14 protein-coding genes, 1 pseudogene and 1 riboswitch are annotated in these 16,635 nt (G+C 63.5%); of the genes and pseudogenes, 8 read left to right on the forward strand and 7 right to left on the reverse strand.

Annotated features, from left to right (window positions below):
• The first annotated feature begins 130 nt into the window (after positions 1-130).
• Positions 131-1,333 carry a diguanylate cyclase gene (locus BIO17B3_RS07130; protein WP_156053582.1) on the forward strand — a complete coding sequence of 401 codons (1,203 nt, stop codon included), beginning with the start codon at positions 131-133 and terminating at the stop codon, positions 1,331-1,333.
• 108 nt (positions 1,334-1,441) lie between these two features.
• Here BIO17B3_RS07130 and BIO17B3_RS07135 read toward each other — a convergent pair.
• A protein-coding gene (locus BIO17B3_RS07135) for an IS5 family transposase (RefSeq protein ID WP_156052812.1) occupies positions 1,442-2,205 on the reverse strand; the annotation gives its coding sequence in 2 pieces (ribosomal slippage) (positions 1,442-1,833 and positions 1,833-2,205; 765 coding nt in all).
• A 58-nt stretch (positions 2,206-2,263) separates the two neighbouring features.
• Here BIO17B3_RS07135 and BIO17B3_RS07140 point away from each other — a divergent pair.
• A pseudogene (locus tag BIO17B3_RS07140) lies at positions 2,264-3,133 on the forward strand (IS3 family transposase); the annotation flags it as partial.
• A gap of 508 nt (positions 3,134-3,641) precedes the next feature.
• Here the strand turns inward: BIO17B3_RS07140 and BIO17B3_RS07150 are convergent.
• Positions 3,642-4,405 (reverse strand): IS5 family transposase gene (locus BIO17B3_RS07150; protein WP_156052812.1). Its coding sequence is split into 2 segments (ribosomal slippage): positions 3,642-4,033 and positions 4,033-4,405, totalling 765 coding nucleotides; the frame shifts between segments, so codons are not numbered across the junction.
• A gap of 92 nt (positions 4,406-4,497) precedes the next feature.
• Between BIO17B3_RS07150 and BIO17B3_RS07155 the strand changes: the two genes are divergently transcribed.
• The 3 genes from BIO17B3_RS07155 to BIO17B3_RS07165 are packed head-to-tail and all read left to right on the forward strand — an operon-like array spanning position 4,498 to position 6,424.
• On the forward strand, positions 4,498-5,232 hold the full coding sequence (locus BIO17B3_RS07155) for an SDR family oxidoreductase (RefSeq protein WP_156053584.1): 735 nt from the start codon (positions 4,498-4,500) through the stop codon (positions 5,230-5,232).
• Positions 5,229-5,921: a cupin domain-containing protein gene (locus tag BIO17B3_RS07160; RefSeq protein WP_013107196.1), complete on the forward strand. Its 693-nt coding sequence runs from the start codon at positions 5,229-5,231 to the stop codon at positions 5,919-5,921. The genes BIO17B3_RS07155 and BIO17B3_RS07160 overlap by 4 nt, the downstream gene beginning before the upstream one ends.
• Before the next feature lie 38 nt (positions 5,922-5,959).
• On the forward strand, positions 5,960-6,424 hold the full coding sequence (locus BIO17B3_RS07165) for a transcriptional repressor (RefSeq protein WP_156053585.1): 465 nt from the start codon (positions 5,960-5,962) through the stop codon (positions 6,422-6,424).
• 7 nt (positions 6,425-6,431) lie between these two features.
• Here BIO17B3_RS07165 and BIO17B3_RS07170 read toward each other — a convergent pair whose 3' ends face one another.
• The 3 genes from BIO17B3_RS07170 to lipB form a co-directional block, all read right to left on the reverse strand.
• Positions 6,432-6,887 carry a DUF3429 domain-containing protein gene (locus BIO17B3_RS07170; protein ID WP_013107198.1) on the reverse strand — a complete coding sequence of 152 codons (456 nt, stop codon included), beginning with the start codon at positions 6,885-6,887 and terminating at the stop codon, positions 6,432-6,434.
• Positions 6,888-6,974: 87 nt separating this feature from the next.
• Positions 6,975-7,940: a lipoyl synthase gene (gene lipA / locus BIO17B3_RS07175; protein WP_013107199.1), complete on the reverse strand. Its 966-nt coding sequence runs from the start codon at positions 7,938-7,940 to the stop codon at positions 6,975-6,977.
• A 28-nt stretch (positions 7,941-7,968) separates the two neighbouring features.
• Positions 7,969-8,640, reverse strand: a complete 672-nt coding sequence (gene lipB / locus BIO17B3_RS07180; RefSeq protein WP_156053586.1) for a lipoyl(octanoyl) transferase LipB — start codon at positions 8,638-8,640, stop codon at positions 7,969-7,971.
• A 180-nt stretch (positions 8,641-8,820) separates the two neighbouring features.
• Between lipB and BIO17B3_RS07185 the strand changes: the two genes are divergently transcribed.
• Together BIO17B3_RS07185 and BIO17B3_RS07190 are read left to right on the forward strand one after the other, a co-directional pair.
• Positions 8,821-9,495, forward strand: a complete 675-nt coding sequence (locus BIO17B3_RS07185; protein WP_156053587.1) for a class I SAM-dependent methyltransferase — start codon at positions 8,821-8,823, stop codon at positions 9,493-9,495.
• Positions 9,496-9,522: 27 nt separating this feature from the next.
• Positions 9,523-9,687: a hypothetical protein gene (locus tag BIO17B3_RS07190; RefSeq protein WP_013107202.1), complete on the forward strand. Its 165-nt coding sequence runs from the start codon at positions 9,523-9,525 to the stop codon at positions 9,685-9,687.
• Position 9,688: 1 nt separating this feature from the next.
• Here the strand turns inward: BIO17B3_RS07190 and BIO17B3_RS07195 are convergent, their stop codons facing one another.
• A complete protein-coding gene (locus tag BIO17B3_RS07195; RefSeq protein WP_156053588.1) occupies positions 9,689-10,288 on the reverse strand; it encodes a Crp/Fnr family transcriptional regulator in 600 nt (199 codons plus the stop codon).
• Between the two features lie 70 nt (positions 10,289-10,358).
• A riboswitch (S-adenosyl-L-homocysteine riboswitch) is annotated at positions 10,359-10,438 on the forward strand.
• Positions 10,439-10,482: 44 nt separating this feature from the next.
• On the opposite strand from BIO17B3_RS07195, the gene metH reads away from it, so the two are divergent.
• Positions 10,483-13,221, forward strand: coding sequence for a methionine synthase (gene metH, locus BIO17B3_RS07200; protein ID WP_156053589.1), 2,739 nt, complete (start codon positions 10,483-10,485; stop codon positions 13,219-13,221).
• A 273-nt stretch (positions 13,222-13,494) separates the two neighbouring features.
• Here metH and BIO17B3_RS07205 read toward each other — a convergent pair whose 3' ends face one another.
• A complete protein-coding gene (locus BIO17B3_RS07205) occupies positions 13,495-16,623 on the reverse strand; it encodes an efflux RND transporter permease subunit (RefSeq protein ID WP_156053590.1) in 3,129 nt (1,042 codons plus the stop codon).
• Positions 16,624-16,635: the final 12 nt, after the last annotated feature.

Here is a 16,635-nt window from a genome sequence, read left to right on the forward strand (position 1 = left end):
AGTAGCGTTGGAAAAATACATCGCTAGGAAATCCGGGGGATCTCCGACACCAAGGCAGCGCAAAATGCGATCTCACGTTCGATGCTGAAGAGGGGTTGACCCGCTTCGGCGCCTTCGCCTACCGCCCTTCATGCCCCACACCCTCACCATCGTCCAGTGGCTGCTGCTGGCAGTGGCTGTGCAGCAGGTCGTGTTCTCCACGGCCTGGCTGGCGGTGGCCCGGCTGGCGGGGCTGGCGCGCCAGAGCGCCTACTACTGGGCCGCGTTCTGCGGGCTGGGCGCGCTGTCCATCTTGCTGCTGGCTTTGCGCGGCAATGTGCCGCAAGTGCTGGGCTATCAGCTGGCGGATGTGCTGCTCGTCATCTCGGCCACGGCGGCGCGACGGGCCAGCGAATTGTTTTTCGACCGTCCGGGCCGGTTGCGGGAGCACGCGCTGATCATCGGTCTGGCGATTCTGGGCATCGGGCTGACGGGCACGTCCGTGGCGATGGAAGAGTGGCGCATTGCCATCGTCTGCCTGCTCATCGCCTGGATCGCGGCCCGCGGCGTCTGGGGCGTGCACGCCAGCATGGCGCAGGAATTCGGCCGCCCCGTCACCTTGCTGCTGCATGGCCCCACCCTGTTCATTGCGGCCACGCTGCTGTGGCGCGCCTTTGCCGTGTTCACTGGCAACGGCCAGGCGCTGGACTACCGCGAGGATGGCCTGCTCAACGAATTGCTCACTCTCACGCTGCTGCTCGTCGCCTCGTTTCTCAGCCTGATCTACGGCGGTATGCTGATGGCCCGGTTGGTACGCAGACTGCACGATCTGGCGCTGAAAGACCCGCTCACCGGGCTGCTCAACCGGCGGGCCGCGCAACAGTTGCTGGAGCGCGAATGGGCGTCTTACCGCCACAAAGACCTGCCGTTTTGCGTGCTGATGATCGACATCGATCATTTCAAGCGCATCAACGACGAATACGGCCACGCCGTGGGCGACCGGGTGCTGACCGGCCTGGCCACGCTGCTGCGCGAAGGCACGCGGCCGAGCGATCATGTGGCGCGCATGGGCGGCGAGGAGTTTCTGGTGTTTCTGCCGCAAACCGAACTGCCCTCGGCGCAAGCCGCCGCCGAGCGGCTGCGCCAGCACACGGCGGCGTGGGTTCTGCAGCCTGAAGAGCTGTCGATCACCATCAGCATCGGCGTGGCGCAAGCCGCGGCAGAAGACGGCGCTTTCGACGATCTGCTGATTCGCGCCGACCGCGCGCTGTACGCAGCCAAGTCGGCCGGGCGCAACCGGGTGCATCTGGCCGACCCCTTCGTGGACGAAGTCACCAGCCTCGCGACGGCTTAAAACCCGATCACGCCATTTGTGCACGACCCAGCGGACATGCCCGCACAGCGCGCGCGTGGATTTGGCGCCGCGCTGCAATGCGCCAGTGCGCAGATCTAGATAGTGTCGTCACAAGATTTGCAGCCAGAGGGCAAGGCAGCGAATTTGCACGGCGGCAACGAATGAGGCGACGTTTTTCGCGTAGCGCGTGGCGATGCCCCGCCACCGCTTGAGATGCAGGAAGGCGTTCTCGACCAGGTGACGTAGTTTGTAGAGTGCTTTGTCATACGTGCGGGGTTGCTTGCGGTTCTTGCGTGGCGGAATCACGGCTTGCGCGCCTTGCGCTTGGGCATGCGCCACGATGGCGTCACTGTCGTAGCCTTTGTCGGCAAGCAGGTAGTCCATCTTGAACCCGTCCATCAACCGCTCAGCCTCTGCACAATCCGCTCGGGTACCTTCTGTAATAACCGCTCGGAGCGGCAGACCATGCGCATCCACGGCCAGATGTATCTTGGTGTTGAGCCCCCTTTTGTGCGGCTCATCGCCTGATTGCCACCCCGCGCACCCGCTGCGTGCGGATGAACCTTGCAGTGACTGGCATCGATCATGATCCACTCGAAATCGGGCTCATCAATGCACTGCTCCAGGAGCGACTCCCAAATGCCCTTGTCGCGCCAGCGGCAAAAACGCCGATGGGTGTTTTTCCAGCCGCCATATGAGGCGGGCAGGTCTCGCCACGGCGCACCGGTGCGAAGAATCCAGAACACGGCGTTGATGAATTGGCGGTTGTCCCGCGCAACCCCGCCCCAAACTCCCGCTCGTCCAGGCAAGTGGGGTTCGAGCAATTCCCAGTGCCGATCTGATAGATCGTGTCGATGAAGCGTCTCGGGCATCTCAATAGCGCGGTTGGTATGAACAGCGCCATCATGCCACAACTCGTGACGACTCTATCTAGCCCCACGGGTCAAACGCGAGGCCATTGGCAAGATGATCAGCGAGCATCATTTGTCCGAGCGCCGAGCGTGCTGCCTCGTGGGGCTCAGCAGAGATAGCTATCGCCATGCGCCCCAGCAGGATGCGCTCAACACGGCACTGCACGGCAAGATCGTTGAGATCGCGCATGTCCGGCGGCGGTTCGGGTATCGGCGCATCCACGACCTGCTGCGCCCCGCATTTCCGGGCATCAACCATAAGCGGGTGTATCGGCTGTACAGCCAGGCCAACCTGGCTGTGCGCAAGCGCAAGAAGGTCCAGCGCGCGGCGGCCGAGCGCGTGCCGCTGCAACTGGCCAAAACGGTCAACGAGGTGTGGAGCATGGATTTTGTCAGCGACAGTTTGGTAAGCGGCCGACGGTTGAAGTGCCTGACCGTGGCCGACGACTTCAGCCATGAATGTGTGGACATTGCGGTCGACTACGGCATTTCCGGTGCCTACGTGACGCGCCTGCTCGATCAAGCCGCCCAATTTCGCGGCTACCCCGCAGCCGTCCGAACCGACAACGGACCGGAATTCACCAGTCAGGCATTCATGGCCTGGGCCACGAGTCGCGGCGTGCGCCACATCCTGATCGCACCGGGCAAGCCGACGCAGAATGGGTTCATCGAGAGCTTCAACGGCAAGTTCCGCGACGAGTGCCTCAACGAGCAATGGTTCGAGACGCTGCACCAAGCCAGAGTGACCATTGCTGAATGGCGCCGCGACTTCAACGAGGTGCGGCCCCACAGCAGTCTGGGTCGGATACCTCCGGCGCGATTCGCCGAGCAGCATCGCCAGCGCGCTGGCGATGCTGCTCACCCCGCAACCCCCAACGAGGTGAATTAACCTTGCAACCCGGACTCCTGACTTAACGTTGGTACGGCGCGAGGGGGCAGGTCAGAGCGACGCATTGACGCACTGCAGCGTGCGCTGGCGTACAGACATCCGCGCAACGCAGACCTAAAGTCTGTAGCTTCCATGCTTCCTGAAGCTGAATCATTCCGCGATGCAAGCCGCAGGAAGCCGCCTGAGCCAAGAGCCCATTGACATGACCAGACCTCGCACTGCAGCGACCCGCGCTTTTCTTCAAAAATGCGCGGTACTTTTTTCCGGAGCGCCATGGATGCTCAGCGGAGCCCAGGCGCAGATGCCAACCCCGCCGGCCCCTGTGCATGTCGGCAGTCATCTGTGCGGTGGAGTAGGCGATAGCAGTTTGACGCAATTGCAATCAAGGGCTACCGACTACAACCTGGGTTTCTGGATGGTCGGCGGGCCGAGTGGAGCCTATCTGGCGGATGTGCCAATCGAGATCCGGTCCGGCCGCCAGACGGTGGCCAGCTNCTAGATAGTGTCGTCACAAGATTTGCAGCCAGAGGGCAAGGCAGCGAATTTGCACGGCGGCAACGAATGAGGCGACGTTTTTCGCGTAGCGCGTGGCGATGCCCCGCCACCGCTTGAGATGCAGGAAGGCGTTCTCGACCAGGTGACGTAGTTTGTAGAGTGCTTTGTCATACGTGCGGGGTTGCTTGCGGTTCTTGCGTGGCGGAATCACGGCTTGCGCGCCTTGCGCTTGGGCATGCGCCACGATGGCGTCACTGTCGTAGCCTTTGTCGGCAAGCAGGTAGTCCATCTTGAACCCGTCCATCAACCGCTCAGCCTCTGCACAATCCGCTCGGGTACCTTCTGTAATAACCGCTCGGAGCGGCAGACCATGCGCATCCACGGCCAGATGTATCTTGGTGTTGAGCCCCCTTTTGTGCGGCTCATCGCCTGATTGCCACCCCGCGCACCCGCTGCGTGCGGATGAACCTTGCAGTGACTGGCATCGATCATGATCCACTCGAAATCGGGCTCATCAATGCACTGCTCCAGGAGCGACTCCCAAATGCCCTTGTCGCGCCAGCGGCAAAAACGCCGATGGGTGTTTTTCCAGCCGCCATATGAGGCGGGCAGGTCTCGCCACGGCGCACCGGTGCGAAGAATCCAGAACACGGCGTTGATGAATTGGCGGTTGTCCCGCGCAACCCCGCCCCAAACTCCCGCTCGTCCAGGCAAGTGGGGTTCGAGCAATTCCCAGTGCCGATCTGATAGATCGTGTCGATGAAGCGTCTCGGGCATCTCAATAGCGCGGTTGGTATGAACAGCGCCATCATGCCACAACTCGTGACGACTCTATCTAGCATCTGGCTTCGACAAAAAAAGAGATCCCCATGCATATCCGTTCCCTGAAAGATCAAGTCGCCGTCATCACTGGCGCCTCTAGTGGTATTGGCGCAGCCGCCGCGCGCGCTTTGGTGGCCGAAGGAATGTCCGTCGTGCTCGCGGCGCGCTCTGCCGACAAGCTCGAGGCCCTCGCCGATGAACTGGGCAGCCGCGCCCTGGTCGTCGCCACCGATGTGGGCGACGAAGGTCAGGTGCAGCAGTTGTTCGAAACGGTCAAAACCCGGTTCGGCGGCCTGGACCTGTTGTTCAACAACGCGGGCGTGGGTTATCACGGCGCCTTCGAGCACGGCCGCACCGAGGAGTGGAAGGCCACCATCGACGCCAATCTCTGGGGGGTGCTGTATTGCACGCGCGCAGCCATACCGCTGTTGCGTGGCCGCCCCGGCGCGATGATCAACACGGTTTCCAGCGTGGGCGGGCGGCGCGGCATTGAAGGCTGGGCCGTCTACAACGCCACCAAGTTCGCCGTCGTGGGCCTACACGACGCGCTACGCAAGGAGCTGGGGCCAGAGGGCATCCGGGTTTCTCTGATCGAACCCGGGGCGGTGTACACCGACTGGGGCCACAACGTTCCGGAAGATCAAATGAAGGCCCGGCGTGATGCCATCGAAGCCCTGCATGCCGACGACATCGCCCAAGCGCTGCTTTACGCCTTCGCCCAGCCGCCGCATGTCAACCCGCAGGAACTGCTGATCCTGCCGACCAAACAGGTTTCGCCATGAGTGCCGTGCTCGACCCCGCTGCCCCCGCATTGCTGCGCGCCGACTTTTCCCGCGCTGAAGTGGTGGACACGACCGCCCTGCCCTGGGTGGATTCGCCCGCGGTCGGCGTGCAGCGCAAATTGATCGAGCGTGACGGCGGTGAAGCCGCGCGCGCCACCTCGCTGGTGCGCTACGCGCCGGGCGCGCGTTTTGCCGCACACCTGCACCCGCTGGGCGAAGAAATTCTGGTGCTGCAAGGCACATTCGCCGATGAGCACGGCGTTTACCCGGTGGGCACTTATCTGAAAAATCCTCCCGGCTCGCGCCACGCGCCGTTCACCGAACAGGGCTGCACCCTGCTGGTGAAATTGCGTCACATGCAGCCCGACGATGGTGAGCGTGTGGTGATCGACACGCATCGCGCGCCCTGGCTGCCCGGCCTGGTGCAAGGGCTGAGCGTCAAACCGCTGTCCGACTTTGCGGGCGAGCATGCCGCGCTGGTGCGGTGGGCGCCCGGCACCGTGTTCACCGCGCATCGGCACTGGGGCGGAGAAGAAATCTATGTGATCGAAGGCGTGTTCGAAGACGAGCACGGCCGGTATCCGGCAGGCACCTGGATGCGCAGTCCGCACCTGAGCCAGCATGCCCCGTTCAGCCGGTCAGGCTGCACCATTTTCGTGAAAGTGGGCCATCTGCCGGAACAGGGCTGATACCGCCCGGTCGCGCGGCTTGTTGCATACTTGCAGGCATGACCGCTCATCACCATCACCATCAGGAAGCCTTGTCGCATGCCGAAGCCCTGTGCACCGCCCGGGGTGTGCGCCTCACCCCGCTGCGGCGTCGGGTGCTGGAGCTGGTGCAATCGCGCACCGAGGCGGTCAAGGCCTATGACCTGCTCGCGCAGTTGTCCACCGAGGATCACGCGGCCAAGCCGCCCACGGTGTATCGCGCCCTCGATTTCCTGCTGGAGCAGGGGCTGATTCACCGCGTCGATAGCCTGAACGCCTTTGTCGGCTGCAACCACCCCGACACGCCGCACGCCGCGCACCTGCTGCTATGCGCCCGATGCGGCCGGGTGGAAGAACTGCAAAGCGACGCGGTGGATGCCGCCATTGCCAAGGCCGTAGCGGCCACCGGTTTTGTCGCCCGGCACGCGCGGCTGGAAGTGCAAGGGCTGTGCGCGGCCTGCGCCGCCGCAACCCAGGACGATTAGGGCTTGTTCAGCCCGCAGGCTTGAGGGTATAAAGTCGGGCCAGCGTCAAACCGAGACCAAGCAGCGCGCCCAGCGTGAGCCACAGGCGCAGTTGCAAAAACCACGACGGCCACGGAAGCTGCTTGCGCAACATCACATCGGCCGCATAAGCAATGGCCAGGCCGATGAACAGCCCGGTCATGCCGTACACCCAGTTCGACGCCCAGGTCATGCGCCAAGCCCACAGCGGCAGCACCACGCCCCAGCCCAGCAGCAGCCAAGGACGTTGCACCTGACCTTCGGGAAGCACCAGCGCTGCGCCCCAGTAGAGCGCGCCGAGAAACGCCAGAATGGCCGCAGCGTATTGCGCCTGAATCACCACCACGGCGGTCAGCGAGGTCTCGGGTGCAATCCACGCGGCAAGGCCCAGAGCGATAAAGGGAATGAGCCCAGCCAGGCCCAGCGCATAGGCGGGAAACTTCATCAGGCGATCTCCAGAACGAATGAATTTTGAACCCGGATTGTCGCTGCCGCGAACTCGCAGCGCGGTGCGCTGGCGCAAGAAATCGGTTCAGATACCGGCCGCATGCGCCTGCTGATCGGCGTGATAGCTGCTGCGCACCAACGCGCCGACGGCGGCGTGGGTGAACCCCATCGCCAGCGCTTCGCGCTCGAACATCGCGAAGGTGTCGGGGTGCACATAGCGCGCCACCGGCAGATGGTGCCCGGTGGGCGCGAGGTACTGGCCGATGGTGAGCATGTCGATGCCGTGCGCGCGCATGTCGCGCATCACGTCGAGAATTTCATCGTCGGTTTCGCCCAAACCCACCATCAGCCCGCTTTTGGTGGGAATGCCGGGATAGCGCGCCTTGAAATCGGCCAGCAGTTTGAGCGAGTGGGCGTAATCGGCGCCGGGACGGGCCTGTTTATAGAGGCGCGGCACGGTCTCGAGGTTGTGATTCATCACATCAGGAAGCCCGGCGGCGAACAGATCGAGCGCCTTGTCGAGACGGCCGCGGAAATCGGGCACGAGCACTTCGATCTGCGTGGTGGGCGATAGCGCGCGGGTCGTCTGGATGCAGTCCACGAAGTGTTGCGCGCCGCCGTCGCGCAGATCGTCGCGGTCCACGCTGGTGATGACCACATAGCGCAGCCGCATGGCCGCGATGGCCCGCGCCAGATTGCCGGGCTCTTCAGGGTCGAGCGGGTCGGGGCGGCCGTGGCCGACGTCGCAGAAAGGGCAACGGCGGGTGCATTTGTCACCCATGATCATGAAGGTGGCCGTGCCTTTGCCGAAACATTCGCCGATGTTGGGGCAACTGGCTTCTTCGCACACGGTCACCAGCTTGTGCTCGCGCAACAGCCCTTTGATGGCGTAGAACTGCGACGAAGGCGCCGCCGCTTTGACGCGAATCCAGTCGGGCTTGCGCAGCGGTGCATCGCCAGCGGGCACGATCTTGATGGGAATACGGGCGGTCTTGGCCTGCCCTTTTTGTTTGATCGTGGGGTCGGCAAGCGGTGGGGTCGGCGAGGTCATGTAAAAGGGCGCGGTAGGCGAAAAACGCTCAAGGCTTCATGGTAGGCCCGCCGCCTTGCGTCTGCCAGAGCGCGGCGAATTCCTCGGCAAAGGCCGCGGCGACTTGCTCCACGGTGGCGTGCGCGCCCTTACTGGCCATGTCGAGGGTGCGCAGCCCGGCGTAGCCGCAGGGGTTGATCCAGGTGAACGGTTGCAGGTCCATCGCTACGTTGATGGCCACGCCGTGATAAGTGCAACCGTTGCGCACCTTGAGCCCGAGGGCCGAGATTTTCTCGCTAGACGCGAGGTAGATGCCCGGCGCACCGGGGTGGCGCACCCCTTCGATGCCCCAACGCGCCAGGGTGCGGATCACCGCCTCCTCGATGCGCTGCACGGTTTCGCGCACCATCCAGCGGCGGCGGCGAATGTCGAGCAGCAGATAGATCACCGCCTGACCGGGGCCGTGATAGGTGATCTGCCCGCCGCGATCGGTCTGCACCACGGGAACGCCGTGCGCATCGAGCAGATGCTCGGGCCGACCGGCCTGGCCCTGAGTGAACACCGGCGGATGCTCCACGCCCCAGATCTGGTCGGGCGTGGCCGCGTCGCGCGCATCGGTCAGCGCCCGCATGGCTTGCCAGGTCGGCAGATAGTCCTGTCGGCCCAGCCATTGCCAATTCAAAACGTGAACGGCGGTGGGTTCTGATGAGTTGGAGTTCATGCTAAGGTTGCGCTCAGTTGCGGCATTCACACTATAAAAACAGCAGGGAGATAAGCCCAAGACCGGCACTGAACCGGCATCAAATCCTTCGTTCGTCTTGGCTATTTGCTCGGCGCCGCGTGCGTCGGGGTTCTGGACGGCACGATTTGGATCCACTCTCAGGAATTGTCCTGTATCCGCATGAGTATCACTCCCCCCAGCCCTGTGAGCCCTGTGCGCGCCGGGCAGCAAATTCGTACTTTCCTGCGCGCCTGGGCACGCGACCCCATGGGTGTGGCAGCCGTGCTGCCCTCAGGGCGGCAGCTCAGCCAGAAAATGCTCAAGCCGCTTTCGCTGCTGCCCGAAAGCGATCCGGCCCAGCAGCGGGTGATCGAGCTCGGCGCGGGCACGGGCGCCTTCACCCGCGCGCTCATCGAGCACGGTTTGCACTGCGCCAATCTGCTGGTCGTCGAGCGCGATGCCTCGTTGCACGGTCTGCTGCGGCAGCGATTTCCTGATCTGCAGCTGATCCAGGCCGATGCCTGCGCGCTGCGAACCGCGGCACAGGCTTCGGGCTACCTGCTGGGCGGCCCAGCGGACGCGGTGATCAGCGGGCTGGGCCTGCTTTCCATGCCGCGTGCCACGCAACGCTCCATTCTGAACGAGGCGTTTTCCGTACTCCGGCCCGGCGGTTGCTTTGTGCAGTTCACCTACGGTCATGCCAGCCCGGTTTCACGCGCCTTGCGCGAAGAACTCGGTCTGCAGGTGCGACGCGCCGGGCTGGCCTGGCGCAACGCGCCGCCGGCCTCGGTTTTCGTTTTTCAACGCGCTTTTACAGCCGCACACACCTTCAGCCCGCCGGACGCGACACAATAAATTCCCCGCGATTTCAGGACGCTTGCCGTGGCCGGATTTTTCGTCTCCGTCATCATCTATCCCTTTGCCGTTTATGGCCTGCGCCGGTTTTTCACCGAGCGCCTGGGGATGGAAAACAACATCGGATTTCTGGTGTTTCTGCTCGCCAGCGTGGTGAGCTGGCTGGCTGCGGAAGCCGTGGGGCGGCTTTGATTCAATCCGGCGCCGTCGGATCGGCCAACTGGCTAGCCGAAAAACCCGACTTCGGCCCCAGCATCTGCGCGCGAATAGCCGGGTGCATGGCGCTGACCAGGCGCGACATCGAAGTGAGCTTGTTCGAGGTGTCGCGCAGATGCTCGGCCAGACGGCTGGCGATGCCCAGAGCGAGACGCGCCGCCGTTGCGGGATGCTCGACCAGCAGCCGCTCCAGCGCTTCGCGGCTGAGTTCGGCCAGGGCCACATCGGAATAGGCCACGCAACTCGCGCTGCGCGGCGCATCGAGCAAGACGCCCATTTCCCCGAACATCTGCCCGGCCTTGGCGATGGAAACCACCAGACTGTCGCCTTGGTGCTGCGGCGCTTTCTCCACACTCACCTCGCCATACAGCAGCATCAGAATGGTGCCGTCGTGCGTGTCGTCATCCTGCTGAATGAAGCGCGTGCCCGCCTGCATCCAGCGCACCTGCATCTGGTTGGCGATGAGTACGGCATCTTCCGCAGTCAGCCGGTGGCCGGGCTGACGCAGCAGCAACTGCGCAATGCGCGGCGCCCAAGTGGCGTGGACGGACTGCTGGGAAGGTCGGCGATCGGGCATGGCGATGGATGGGTTTACGAATGCATGGTAGGCCCGGTGCACCTCATTCCTATTGATATTTACAATAGGTCACTCCAAGGAGCGTTGCAGCGCCTGCCGCGAAGTGTGCGGCAGGGGTCAGGCTTGGGGTCTCAACGGCGCTCATCCCTTCTTCCCCTGCGCGGTGACGAAGGCTGACAACTGATCGAGATCCCATGTCCCAAGACGCAACCGCCCCCGCCCTGCCCCCGCTGCAACTCTCCGGCCTCGAGCCGCTCATCGTCGGCCCCGGCTCGCTGTTCGTCAACATCGGCGAGCGCACCAATGTGACGGGTTCCAAAGCCTTCGCCCGCATGATCCTCGCCGGGGAGTACGACAAGGCGCTGGCCGTGGCACGGCAGCAGGTGGAAAACGGCGCGCAGATCATCGATGTCAATATGGACGAAGCCATGCTCGACAGCAAGGCGGCGATGGTGCGCTTTCTCAACCTCATGGCCTCCGAGCCCGACATCGCCCGTGTGCCGGTGATGATCGACAGTTCCAAGTGGAGCGTGATCGAGGCGGGGCTGCGCTGCGTGCAAGGCAAGGCGGTGGTGAACTCCATCTCCATGAAAGAGGGAGAGGTCGAGTTCATCCGCCAGGCGCGGCTGCTGCGCCGCTATGGCGCGGCCACCGTGGTCATGGCGTTCGATGAGCAGGGGCAGGCCGACACTTTCGAGCGCAAGACGCAGATCTGCGAGCGCGCCTATCGCCTGTTGGTCGATCAGGTGGGGTTTCCGGCGGAAGACATCATTTTCGATCCCAACATTTTCGCCATCGCCACCGGCATCGAGGAGCACAACAACTACGCGGTCGATTTCATCAACGCCACGCGCTGGATCAAGCAGAACCTGCCCGGTGCCAAGGTGTCGGGCGGCGTGTCCAACGTGAGTTTCAGCTTCCGCGGCAACGAGCCGGTGCGCGAGGCCATCCACACCGTGTTCCTGTATCACGCCATTGCCGCCGGGATGGACATGGGCATCGTCAACGCCGGGCAAATGGGCGTTTACGACGACCTCGACCCCGAGTTGCGCGAGCGCGTGGAAGACGTGGTGCTCAACCGCCGCCCCGACGCCACCGAGCGCCTGCTCGAAGTGGCCGAAGCGGTGAAGGGCGCGGCCAAAGACGATACAGCCCGACTGGCCTGGCGCGAGCTGCCGGTGCGCCAGCGTCTGAGCCACGCGCTGGTGCACGGCATTACCGACTTCATCGTCGAAGACACCGAAGAAGTCTGGCAGACCATCCGTGCCGAAGGCGGGCGGCCGCTGCACGTCATCGAAGGCCCGCTGATGGACGGCATGAACGTGGTCGGCGACTTGTTCGGCGCGGGCAAGATGTTCCTGCCCCAGGTCGTCAAGAGTGCGCGGGTGATGAAGCAAGCCGTGGCCCATCTGCTGCCCTACATCGAAGCCGAGAAGCTGGAAATGCAGGCCGCCGGTTGCGATGTGCGCGCCAAGGGCAAGATCGTCATCGCCACGGTGAAGGGCGACGTGCACGACATCGGCAAGAACATCGTCACCGTGGTGCTCCAGTGCAACAACTTCGAAGTGGTGAACATGGGCGTGATGGTGCCCGCCAAGGACATTCTGGCCAAGGCGCGTGAAGAAGGCGCCGACATCATCGGGCTGTCCGGCCTCATCACCCCGAGCCTCGAAGAAATGCAGCATGTGGCCGCCGAGATGCAACGCGACGACTACTTCCGCAGCCGCAAGATGCCACTGCTCATCGGCGGCGCCACCACCAGCCGGGTGCACACCGCGGTGAAAATTTCCCCGCATTACGAAGGGCCGGTGGTGTATGTGCCCGACGCCTCGCGCAGTGTAGGCGTGGCGCAGAGCCTGCTGTCCGATCAGGCAGCGGCCTATATCGCCGAGATCGAGGCCGACTACGAAAAGGTGCGGATTCTGCACGCCAACAAGCGCGTAACGCCCTTGGTGCCACTGGCCGCCGCCCGCGCCAACAAAAGCAAAATCGACTGGTCGGGCTACACGCCGCCGGTGCCCAAGTTCATCGGCCGACGCGTGTTCCGCAACTACGACCTGTCCGAGATCGCGGCCTGCATCGACTGGGCGCCCTTCTTCCAGACCTGGGATCTGGCAGGCAAGTTTCCCGACATCCTCACCGACGACATCGTGGGCGAATCCGCTCGCCGCGTGTACAGCGACGCGCAGCGCATGCTCAAGCGTCTGATCGAAGGCCGCTGGCTCACCGCCAATGCCGTCATCGGGTTATGGCCGGCCAATAGTGTGAACGATGACGACATCGCACTCTATACCGACGAGAGCCGCAGCAGCGAGCTGATGGTGTGGCATGGCCTGCGCCAGCAGACCGAGCGCCCGGTGGTGGACGGCGTACCCCGCCCCAACCGCGCGCTGGCTGACTTCATCGCGCCCAAGGGCGTGGCGGCGGACTACATCGGCATGTTCGCCGTGACCGCCGGGCTGGGGGTGGAAGCGAAGGAGAAAGCCTTCCTCGCCGACCTCGACGACTATTCCGCCATCATGCTCAAGTCGCTGGCGGACCGCTTGGCCGAGGCTTTGGCCGAGCGCATGCACCAGCGCGTGCGCACCGAGTTCTGGGCCTATGCGCCCGAAGAATCGCTGAGCAACGCCGAGTTGATCGCCGAGAAGTACCGGGGCATTCGCCCGGCGCCGGGTTATCCCGCCTGCCCTGAACACTCGGTGAAAGGGGAGATGTTCGCCGCGCTGCAGGCGCAGGACATCGGCATGTCGCTGACCGAGAGCTGGGCCATGATGCCCGCAGCCAGCGTGAGCGGCTTTTATTTCGCCCACCCGCAGGCGCAATACTTCAATGTCGGCGCGGTGGGTGAAGACCAGAAGGCCGATTGGGAACGCAGAGCCGGTCGGCCGTTGGAATCGGTGGCGATACAGGCGTTGGAGCCTGCCAAGGTCTGAGTCGCGTTGCTGCACCGTGTTGTTGCACCGAGTTGCCACGGCTGAGTCCAGCAACGCTTTTGGCACGTTGCCGCGGTTCTCGGCTCGCTTTAGCCTCACGGTCTTGTGCGTCAGTCACACAGATCGATGCGCGAGATGACAAGCGGCAGCAGGAGAACGTGACACGAGAACCTCTGCATCACGGTCACCCCCAAAAAGACTTTTCTGGCAGAGCCAGGCCATAGGCTATGCAAGAAAAAACCGGCGAAAAGCCGGCTTTTTCAATGATGCCGCTCAGTGCGCCGTAGAGGCGCCGCCGCCGGGCGGATGCGCCAGCGGGTCATTTGCCTCCGCCTCGCGCAGCGCCTGGGCGCGGGCCTCGTGGCTATGGTCGGCGCCGAGCAGCATGTACATCGCAGGCACGACGAACAGCGTGAACAGGGTGCCGATGGACAGGCCGGTGGCGATGACCAGGCCCATATTGAAACGGCTGACCGCGCCTGCTCCGCTAGCGAAAATCAGCGGCATGACGCCCAGCACCATGGCGGCAGTGGTCATCAGAATCGGGCGCAGACGCATGCCTGCGGCGTGTTCGATGGCTTCGCGTTTACTTCGCCCTTCACGCTGCAGGTTATTGGCGAACTCGACGATGAGAATGCCGTGTTTGGAGATCAAGCCAATCAGCGTCACCAGCCCGACCTCGGTGTAGATATTGAGGGTGGCGCGGCCGATGCCCAGGTTGATGAACAGCAGCGCGCCCGAGATCGCCATGGGCACCGACACCAGAATAATGACCGGATCGCGGAAGCTCTCGAACTGTGCCGACAGCGCCAGGAAAATGATGATCATGGCGAAGCCGAAGGTCAGCACCAGCCCGCCGGTCTCTTGCTCGAACTGGCGCGACGGCCCGGCGAAGTCGTAGCTGTAGCCGACCGGCAGGGTGCGCTTGGCGAGGGTCACCAGATCGTCCAGCGCCTGCCCCTGGGCGATGGTGGGCAGGGAAACGCCCTGAATGGTGGCCGAGTTGAGCTGCTGGAAGTGGTTGATGGTTTCGGGCTGCACGCTCGAGGTCAGGTGCACGACGGTGGACAGCGGCACCATCGCCCCGCTGGCCGTGCGGATGTAGTAGTGCTGCAGCTGGCTGGCATTGAGGCGGTACTTTTGCGCGACCTGCGGAATGACCTTGTAGGAGCGGCCGTCGAGCTCGAAAAAGTTGACGTAACCGCCGCCGAGCATGGCCGACATCGCCGAGCCGATGTCCTGCATGGTCAGGCCGAGTTGCGCGGCCATATTGCGGTCGATGTGCAGGCGGGTCTGCGGCAGATCGATGCGCAGGTCAGACTGCAGGAAGATGAACTTGCCGGATTTCAGCGCGTCTTGCAGGAATTTCTGCGACACCTCGTAGAGCTTGTCCGCCGGTTCGGTGGTGGTGATGACGAACTGGATGGGCAGGCCTCGCGAGCCCGGCAGCGGCGGCGGCTGGAACACGGCGATCTGGCTGCCGGCGATGTGATTGAGCTTTTGCTGCAGCTCGGGCTGCATCTGCGTGGCCGTGCGGGTGCGCTCGTTCCAGGGTTTGAGCACCATGCCGCCGATCACTTGACTGGGGGTGTTGAGCTGGAACACATGGTCGGTTTCGGGGAAGGTCTTGAACACGTCATAGACCTGCTTGGCATAGAGCGCGCGCTGATCGAGCGTGGCCGTCGGGCTGTTGAACGATATGGCGATGAGCACGCCCTGATCCTCTTGCGGCGCCAGCTCCGACATCGAGGTGGAGTAGAGGAAATAGATGGAGCCCAGAATGATGACCGCCATCACCGCCGTCACCGGCAGAAAGTTAAGCGAGCCGTGCAGGGTGCGCTCGTAGCGGTTGTGCAGCCGGTCGAAGCTGTGATCGAGGAACAGCACCAGCCTGTCCTGCCAGCTATGGCTCTGCGGATCGGGCGCCTTGAGCAGCTTGGAGCACATCATGGGCGACAGGGTCAGCGCGATGATGGCCGAGATCACCACGGTGCCCACCAGGGTGAAAGCAAACTCGGTGAACAGCGCGCCGGTGAGGCCGCCCATGAAGCCGATGGGCACATACACCGCCACGAGCACGATGGTCATGGCGATGATGGGGTTGGCCAGTTCACGCGCGGCGCGCACGGCGGCGTCATGCCGCGACATGCCTTCTTCGAGGTGGCGGCTGATGTTCTCGACCACGATGATGGCGTCGTCCACCACCAGTCCGATGGCCAGCACGATGGATAGCAGGGTGAGCAGGTTGATCGAGTAGCCCAGCGCCAGCATGATGGTGAAGGTGCCCACGATCGACAGCGGGATGGCCACCAGCGGAATGATGACCGAGCGCAGCGAACCGAGGAAGATGAACACCACGGCGGTGACGATGAGCACGGCTTCGATCAGCGTCTTGATCACCTCGTCGATGGAGGAGGTGACGAACTTGGTCGAGTCGTACACGATCTGCCCCTTCAAGCCGGAGGGCAATTGCTGCTGAATATCGGGGAAGACCTTGCGCACGCGGGCCACAACGTCGAGCAGATTGGCGCCGGGCGCCACCTGAATGCCGACAAACACCGACGACTTGCCATCGAAGGCCACCGAGCTGTCGTAGTCGTCCGAGCCGAGGGTGACGTTGGCCACCTGATCGAGCCGCACCACCTGGCCGTCAACCGTCTTCACCACCATATTGCGGAAGCCGCTGAGCGACTTCAGATCGGTGTTGGCCGACACATTGATCTGCACCATCTGGCCTTTTGTGTTGCCCGTGGCCGAGAGATAGTTGTTGGCCGCCAGGGCCGAATACACATCGGCGGCAGTCAGGCCGTAGGCCGCGAGTTTGTTGGGGTCGAGCCAGGCGCGCAGGGCGAAATTCTTGGCGCCCAGAATCTCCGCCGTCTGCACGCCGTCGACCGACTGCAGCCTGGGCTGCACCGAACGGGTGATGTAGTCGGTGATCTGATTGGGCTTGAGCACATCGCTGTAAAAGCCGATGTACATGGCGTCGATGGTCTGCCCGATGGAGACCGTGAGCACCGGCTTCTGCGCGGCGGCAGGCAACTGGTTGAGCACCGAGTTCACCTTGGTGTTGATCTCGGTGAGCGCCTTGTCGGGGTCGTAGTTCAGCCGCAGGTTGGCGGTGATGGTGCTGCTGCTCTGCACGCTGCTCGACGTCATGTAGTCGATGCCGTTGGCCTGCGCGATGGCGTTTTCCAGCGGCGTGGTGATGAAGCTGGCCACCAGATTGGCGTCGGCGCCGGGGTAGGTGGTGGTGACGGTGACCACGGCGTTCTGCGTGTACGGATATTGCAGCACCGGCAGCAGGCCGACCGAGCGCAGGCCCAGCACCAGGATCACCAGGCTGACCACGACGGCCAGTACCGGACGATCAATGAAGATGTCTGTGAATTTCTTGTTCATCGCGCTCTAGCC

It is taken from the genome of Thiomonas sp. OC7, assembly GCF_900634595.1.
Classification (GTDB): Bacteria; Pseudomonadota; Gammaproteobacteria; order Burkholderiales; family Burkholderiaceae_C; genus Thiomonas; species Thiomonas arsenitoxydans.